Source organism: Inquilinus sp., assembly GCF_057815775.1.
The window spans coordinates 1-6,127 of sequence record NZ_JBYRFX010001001.1; the positions used below are offsets into that span (position 1 = coordinate 1).

General features: G+C 67.0%; 7 protein-coding genes. 3 read left to right on the top strand and 4 right to left on the bottom strand.

Features of this window, described 5'->3' with window-relative positions:
* The coding region (locus tag AC3XYG_RS35815) for a tetratricopeptide repeat protein (RefSeq protein ID WP_489144671.1) at positions 1 to 611 on the bottom strand (611 nt) is incomplete at its 3' end.
* Here AC3XYG_RS35815 and AC3XYG_RS35820 point away from each other — a divergent pair.
* Together AC3XYG_RS35820 and gatB are read left to right on the top strand one after the other, a co-directional pair.
* A complete protein-coding gene (locus tag AC3XYG_RS35820; RefSeq protein WP_489144672.1) occupies positions 511 to 996 on the top strand; it encodes a RidA family protein in 486 nt (161 codons plus the stop codon). The genes AC3XYG_RS35815 and AC3XYG_RS35820 overlap by 101 nt on opposite strands.
* 87 nt (positions 997 to 1,083) lie before the next feature.
* Positions 1,084 to 2,535: an Asp-tRNA(Asn)/Glu-tRNA(Gln) amidotransferase subunit GatB gene (gene gatB / locus AC3XYG_RS35825; RefSeq protein ID WP_489144673.1), complete on the top strand. Its 1,452-nt coding sequence runs from the start codon at positions 1,084 to 1,086 to the stop codon at positions 2,533 to 2,535.
* Positions 2,536 to 2,591: 56 nt separating this feature from the next.
* Here the strand turns inward: gatB and AC3XYG_RS35830 are convergent, their stop codons facing one another.
* Entirely contained in the window at positions 2,592 to 3,131 is a 540-nt protein-coding gene (locus tag AC3XYG_RS35830; protein WP_489144674.1) for a DUF1097 domain-containing protein, read from the bottom strand.
* 511 nt (positions 3,132 to 3,642) lie between these two features.
* Here AC3XYG_RS35830 and AC3XYG_RS35835 point away from each other — a divergent pair.
* The gene (locus AC3XYG_RS35835; RefSeq protein WP_489144675.1) at positions 3,643 to 4,806 is read left to right on the top strand and encodes a helix-turn-helix transcriptional regulator; all 1,164 of its coding nucleotides are present in this window, start codon (positions 3,643 to 3,645) and stop codon (positions 4,804 to 4,806) included.
* Positions 4,807 to 4,978: 172 nt separating this feature from the next.
* On the opposite strand, the gene AC3XYG_RS35840 is transcribed toward AC3XYG_RS35835, so the two are convergent.
* The gene (locus tag AC3XYG_RS35840; protein WP_489144676.1) at positions 4,979 to 5,659 is read right to left on the bottom strand and encodes a CorA family divalent cation transporter; all 681 of its coding nucleotides are present in this window, start codon (positions 5,657 to 5,659) and stop codon (positions 4,979 to 4,981) included.
* On the bottom strand, positions 5,656 to 5,994 hold the full coding sequence (locus AC3XYG_RS35845) for a magnesium transporter CorA family protein (protein ID WP_489144677.1): 339 nt from the start codon (positions 5,992 to 5,994) through the stop codon (positions 5,656 to 5,658). The genes AC3XYG_RS35840 and AC3XYG_RS35845 overlap by 4 nt, the downstream gene beginning before the upstream one ends.
* Positions 5,995 to 6,127 lie beyond the last annotated feature (133 nt).

Below are 6,127 nucleotides of genomic sequence, written 5' to 3' on the forward strand. Positions count from 1 at the left end.
TCCTTGGGAACGCCGTGGCCGAAATTGTAGATCACGCCCATGTTGTACTGGGCCGTGGCGTCGCCCTGCTCGGCGGCCTTGGCGTACCAGCGATGGGCGGAGTCGTAATCCTTGGTCTGGAAATAATACTCGCCCAGGCTGTCCTGCGCGGACACACATCGCCCTTCTGCGCCGCCGCCTGCCATGTCGCGACGGTCTGGGCGCTGGGCGGCGTGTAGGCGGGCTTGTTCGTGCTGGAGGTCGTGACGCATCCGGCCAGGACGGCAAGAGCGGCGGCCATGGCTATTCTGGACAACCAAGGGGACGCGACCATAAGGGGATCTCCCGACTATGTTTTTTGGCGAGGGGGCTCGGGGCCGATGGGGATGGCGCCCGTTTACGGGATCGAATTCCTGACAATTCCGACGCATCGGATCAATCCACCTCGATCCTGCCGCTTGTCTTTTTTGTGGCCGGGCCGCGATAAATGCGTGTGGTGATGCAGACCGGCGACAGTGAAGGACACGAACCATGGCCGAGATCGAGGCGAGACTGAACGCGTTGGGCCTGCAGCTGCCGGCGCCGATCAAACTGCCGCCTGGCGTGGTCTTGAGCTTCCCCTGGGTCCGCATCCATGGCGACCGGGCTTTCGTCTCCGGCCACGGCGGCCTGGCGCCGGACGGGTCGCTGGCCCAGCCGCTGGGCAAGGTCGGGCAGGAGCTGACGCTGGAGCAGGGCTACCACTCGGCGCGGCTGACCGGCCTTGCCATCCTGGCCAGCCTGAAGGCGGCGCTGGGCGATCTCGACCGGATCACCGCCTGGCTGCGCGCCTTCGGCATGGTGAATTCCGCGCCCGGCTTCAACCGCTACCCGCTGGTCATCAACGGCTTCACCGACCTGATCGTCGAGCTGTTCGGGCCGGAGCGCGGCCAGCATTCCCGCTCCGCCGTCGGCATGGCCGGACTGCCCTTCGACCTGCCGGTCGAGATCGAGGCCGAGGTCGCGATCCGTCCATAGGTTGACTATTCAACATAAGGTTGACAGGAGCGCCCCTTCCGCGCTCCCTGTCGTCGCTTTTCCGGCAGGTTGAATGCGAGCGGTTCGATGTACACGATCGAGGGTGAGACGGGCGTCTGGGAGACGGTGATCGGGCTCGAAGTCCACGCCCAAGTCACGTCCAAGGCCAAGCTGTTCTCCGGTGCGGCCGCCGATTTCGGCGCGGCCCCGAACAGCCAGGTCAGCCTGGTCGATGCCGCCATGCCCGGCATGCTGCCCGTCATCAACGATCATTGCGTCGAACAGGCGGTGCGCACCGGCCTGGGCCTGAAGGCGCAGATCAACCGGCGCTCGGTGTTCGACCGCAAGAACTACTTCTACGCCGATCTGCCGCAGGGCTATCAGATCAGCCAGTACAAGGACCCGATCGTCGGCACCGGCGAGATCGTGCTCGACCTGCCGGACGGGTCGGCGCGCACCGTCGGCATCACCCGGCTGCACCTGGAGCAGGATGCGGGCAAGAGCCTGCACGACCAGTCGCCGCGCGAGACCTTCGTCGACCTCAACCGGTCCGGCGTGGCGCTGATGGAGATCGTGTCGGAGCCGGACCTGCGGAGCCCGGACGACGCCTCGGCCTACCTGCGCAAGCTGCGCTCGATCATGCGCTATCTCGGCACCTGCGACGGCAACATGGAAGAAGGCTCCATGCGCTGCGACGTCAACGTGTCCGTGCGCAAGGTCGGCGATACCGCCTTCGGCACGCGCTGCGAGGTCAAGAACGTCAATTCGATCCGCCACGTCATGTCGTCGATCGAGTTCGAGGGCCGGCGCCAGGTCGAGATCCTGGAGGCCGGTGGGTCGATCAACCAGGAAACCCGGCTGTGGGATCCGAACAAGGGCGAGACGCGGTCGCTGCGCACCAAGGAAGATGCGCATGACTACCGCTATTTCCCCGACCCGGACCTGCTGCCGCTGGTGCTGGAAGACGGCTATGTCGAGCGGATCGAGGCGACCCTGCCCGAGCTGCCGGACGACAAGAAGGCCCGCTTCATCAGCGAATACGGCCTGTCGGCTTACGACGCCGGCGTGCTGGTGGCCGAGCAGGCCAAGGCGTTCTTCTACGAGCGCACGGCCAAGGGCCGCGATCCGAAGCTGGCCGCCAACTGGGTGATCAACGAGCTGTTCGGCGGCCTGGCCAAGGCGGGCAAGGAGATCGAGGACAGCCCGGTTTCGGCCGAGCAGCTGGGCGGGCTGGTGGACCTGATCGCCGACAACACCATCTCCGGCCGCATCGCCAAGGACGTCTTCGCCGAGATGATGGAGACCGGCCAGAATGCCGGCGCCATCGTCGAGGCCAAGGGGCTGAAGCAGGTCACCGACACCGGCGCGATCGAGAAGGTGATCGACGAGGTGATGGCGGCGCAGGCCGAGAAGGTGGCCGAATACCGCTCGGGCAAGGACAAGCTGTTCGGCTTCTTCGTCGGCCAGGTGATGAAGGCTTCGGGCGGCAAGGCCAACCCGGCCATGCTGAACGAACTGCTGAAGACCAAGCTGGGCTGATCCGCCCCGCCGGCACCGCCATGGGCGATGCCGGCGGACGATCGGGCAGGGGGCAGCTAGGCCGGGGCGCCGGACGGCGCCAGCGCAGCGGCGAGCTTGGCCGAGGCATAGCCGAACACCGCCCCGAGCACCATCGACACGACCAGCAGGACGAGCGGGTTGCCGATGCTGGCCGCGGTCAGCCGTTGCAGCGGCCCGACACCGCTGGCGTCGACACCCTGGTGCAGCGAATAGGCCACAGTCGCGGCATAGCCGTAGACATTGGCCGGGACCACCGACAGCGGTTCGATCGAGGCGACGATCACCAGGAAGAAGACGGTGACGCCGACGACGATGGCCGGCCAGACCGCGCCCAGCGCCGGCATGGGAACGTTGACGATGATCAGCAGCGCGATCCAGGCGACGACGGCGCCATAAATGTTGCCGGCGATCGTCTTGCTCAGCGCCTTCTCGTCCGCACCTGAATGGAAAAAACATCCCCAGGCAATGAAGCCGGCCCAGACCAGGACGAAACCACTCAGTGGGCCCAGGGCGAGAAAGGCCCATATTGCCCCAAGCACAGCTATGCTCAAGGATAGCGCAAGCAACTTCGGCATGGCTTGATTCCCCCCGGATGATGCTTTATCGGCGGGGCATATTATTGAATTCAATTGATCTGGATTCATACTGTAACAAAGTATGAATTCATCGGCGGCCGGCGGCCGCCGCGGATCGGATGACGGCGGATCTTTCCTTCGGCCTGAAACCCCTCGGCCTGAACCCCCCGGCCGGAATCAGGACGGGCCGCACCGAAAGGGTGGGCCCGTCCCTTGTTCTGCCGTCGGTTTGCACGTCGCCGCTGGGTGAACCTCCCGTAGACGCGCCGCTGGCTTAGATTTACTAAACGTTATGCGTTTCTATAAAAAGCGTACTAATTTGTGTGGGTGTCTTGCTCTCTGAACAAGGGGAGCATGACTGAAAACCCATCGCGGTCCCATCTGCAAATTGAAGGATGGCAACCTGACCCAAATGGACTATCTTTCTCGGGAGCCTGAGGAACCCAGCCGGACGCTGCTGCGGCCGGCCCCATCAGCCCCAGTTGGCGCCCAGTCGAGGAGCGGTCCCGGAATGACGGATGACCTGCCTGACCTGATTGCGCGGATCTACGACGCGGCGCTCGACCAGGGATTGTGGGATTCCGTTCTCAACGATCTGGCCCAGCGCTTTGCCGACGGCCACGCCAGCCTGTACCTGCTGCATGAATCCGACGATGCCGACACGGCTGCGTTCGAGGCGCTGGCCGCCACCAGCAGCTGGGATCCGGCCTTCATCGACAGCTACTCCCAGCATTTCTGGCGCACCAATCCGTGGAGCGAGCAGGTGCTGCGGCGTGCGGTGGGCGAGGTCACGATCAGCGACGCGCTGGTCGCCCGCAATTCGCTTGAGAAGACCGAATTCTTCGCCGACTGGCTGCGGCCGCAGCAGCTGTTCTCCGGCGTCGGCGGCACCTTCCTGCGCCGTGGCGGCGTGTCCGCCCATATCAGCGTGCTGCACGCCTCGCCCCTGGCCGAACCGGAGACCGAGCGGCTGGCCGCGCTGCTGCAGTCGCTGCTGCCGCATTTCGCCCGGGCGGCCCAGATCCACCAGCGGCTGGGCGATGTCACCACCCAGCGCGACGCGCTGGAAAGCGGCCTCGACCGGCTGTCGATCGGGGTGATCCTGACCGACCCGACCGGCCGGGTCTCCTTCTCCAACCACATCGCCGAAGGGCTGCTGCGGGCCGGAACCACCCTGCGGGTCGACCAGCGCGGCCTGCTCTGCGCCGGCCAGCCGGCCGAGACCGGGCGGCTGCGCCAGCTGATCGCCTCCGCCTCCGTCATCCTCGACGATCCCAGGCTGGACCCGGGCGGCGGCCTGACCCTGTCGGACACCGCCAGCGGCGACCAGATCGCCGTGCTGGTGGCGCCGGTCGGGCGTGGCCGGCCGCTGCTGGGGCTGACCCAGCCGAAGGCCGCGATCTTCATCGCCGCACCGGCGGCGGCGAGCCAGATCTCCCTGCCGGAACTGCGCTGCCTGTACGGCCTGACCGCGACCGAATCCCGGATCGCGGGAGAGCTGGCGGCGGGGCTGTCGCTGAAGCAGATCGCCACCCGCCAGGACGTCAGCTACGAGACGATCCGCAACCATCTCAAGAAGATCTTCATGAAGACCCGCACCAACCGGCAGTCGGAGCTGGTGCGGCTGCTGCTGCGCAACATGCCCGCCATCGGCGGCCGGGCGGCCGCCGGGTAGGGTCGCCCGTCAGGCAATTGATCCGTCATCGCGAGGAGCGAAGCGACGCGGCGATCCAGAGATCGAGCCGCTGGATCGCCACGCCCCTGCGGGGCTCGCGATGACGGTGTCAAAATGGGCGATAGGTCACGGCGTCCGACTGCTGCTTCTGTAAGCCCGCCCGAGCCGGCCGCTAAAACATCCGGCGCCACAGCATCAGCACGATCGGCGCCACGCCGGCGACCACGATCAGCAGCATCACCCACAGGAACGCGCCGGGGTCCTGCAGCCCGGGCATGCCGGCGACATTCATGCCGAAGATGCCGGTGATCAGGGTCATCGGCAGGAAGATCGCGGTCAGCACCGCCAGCACCAGCAGGCTGCGGTTCATCGCCTCGGCCCGCTGCGCTGCGATCTCCTCCTGCAGCAGGCGGGCCCGGTCGATCACCTCGTCCAGGCTGCGGGCGGCACGGCGGAAGCGCTCGGCCGCGGCGACCAGGCTGTTCCGCCCGGCCGCGTCGGCCCAGTCCGGCAGATCGTCCAGCCCGGCGGCGAAGGTGGTGCCTTCCGGCAGCAGGTGGCGCCGCAGGGCCGCAGCACTCCGGCGGATGCGGCCGAGCGACTGGCGATCCTCGACCGTATGGCTGTTCGACCGGTCGTCCAGCACCCGGTCCTCGATCTCGTCGACCTGGTCCATCAGCTTCTCGACGGTCGCCTCCGCCTCCGCCGCAAGATGCTCGCCGACCAAAGCGAGCATGCCGAGCGCGGTGGCCGGCGCCCGGCCGGCATCGAGGCTGCGGCGGATCTCGTCGATCGCGCGCAGCGGGTGGCGGCGGCCGGTGACTAGCAGGTTCGGCCCGACGCAGAACCTCATCCGCTGATCTGGTCCGGCTCGAAGGCGAAATCATGGTGCAGGCCGTTGGCGGCGCCGACGATCCAGCCGTCCAGCCGTTGCAGATGGACCCGGTCGGGCCCTTCCAGCAGCCAATGGGCCACGGCGGGGGGCAGGGTCTCGTGATGCGCCAGCCAGTGCCGGGCGCGGGTGTCGGTCAGCTTCAGATGCAGCCAGACCCAGCCGTCGCCGTGCTCCGGCAACGGGTCGACCCCGGTCTGGCGACAGGCGCCGGATCCGGGGTCGAAGTGATAGGCGGCGGCGACCGCATCGCCGAAGTGAAAGCTGGGGAGCGGTCGCTTTTCGTCCAGACCCACGTTCCGATCAGAACAGGTGGCGCAGCAGCCAGTACAGGCCGCCGGCCAGCACGATCGAGACCGGCAGGGTCAGCACCCAGGCCATGATCAGGTTGCGGATCGTGCTCCACTGCAGCCCGGACCGGTTGGCCGC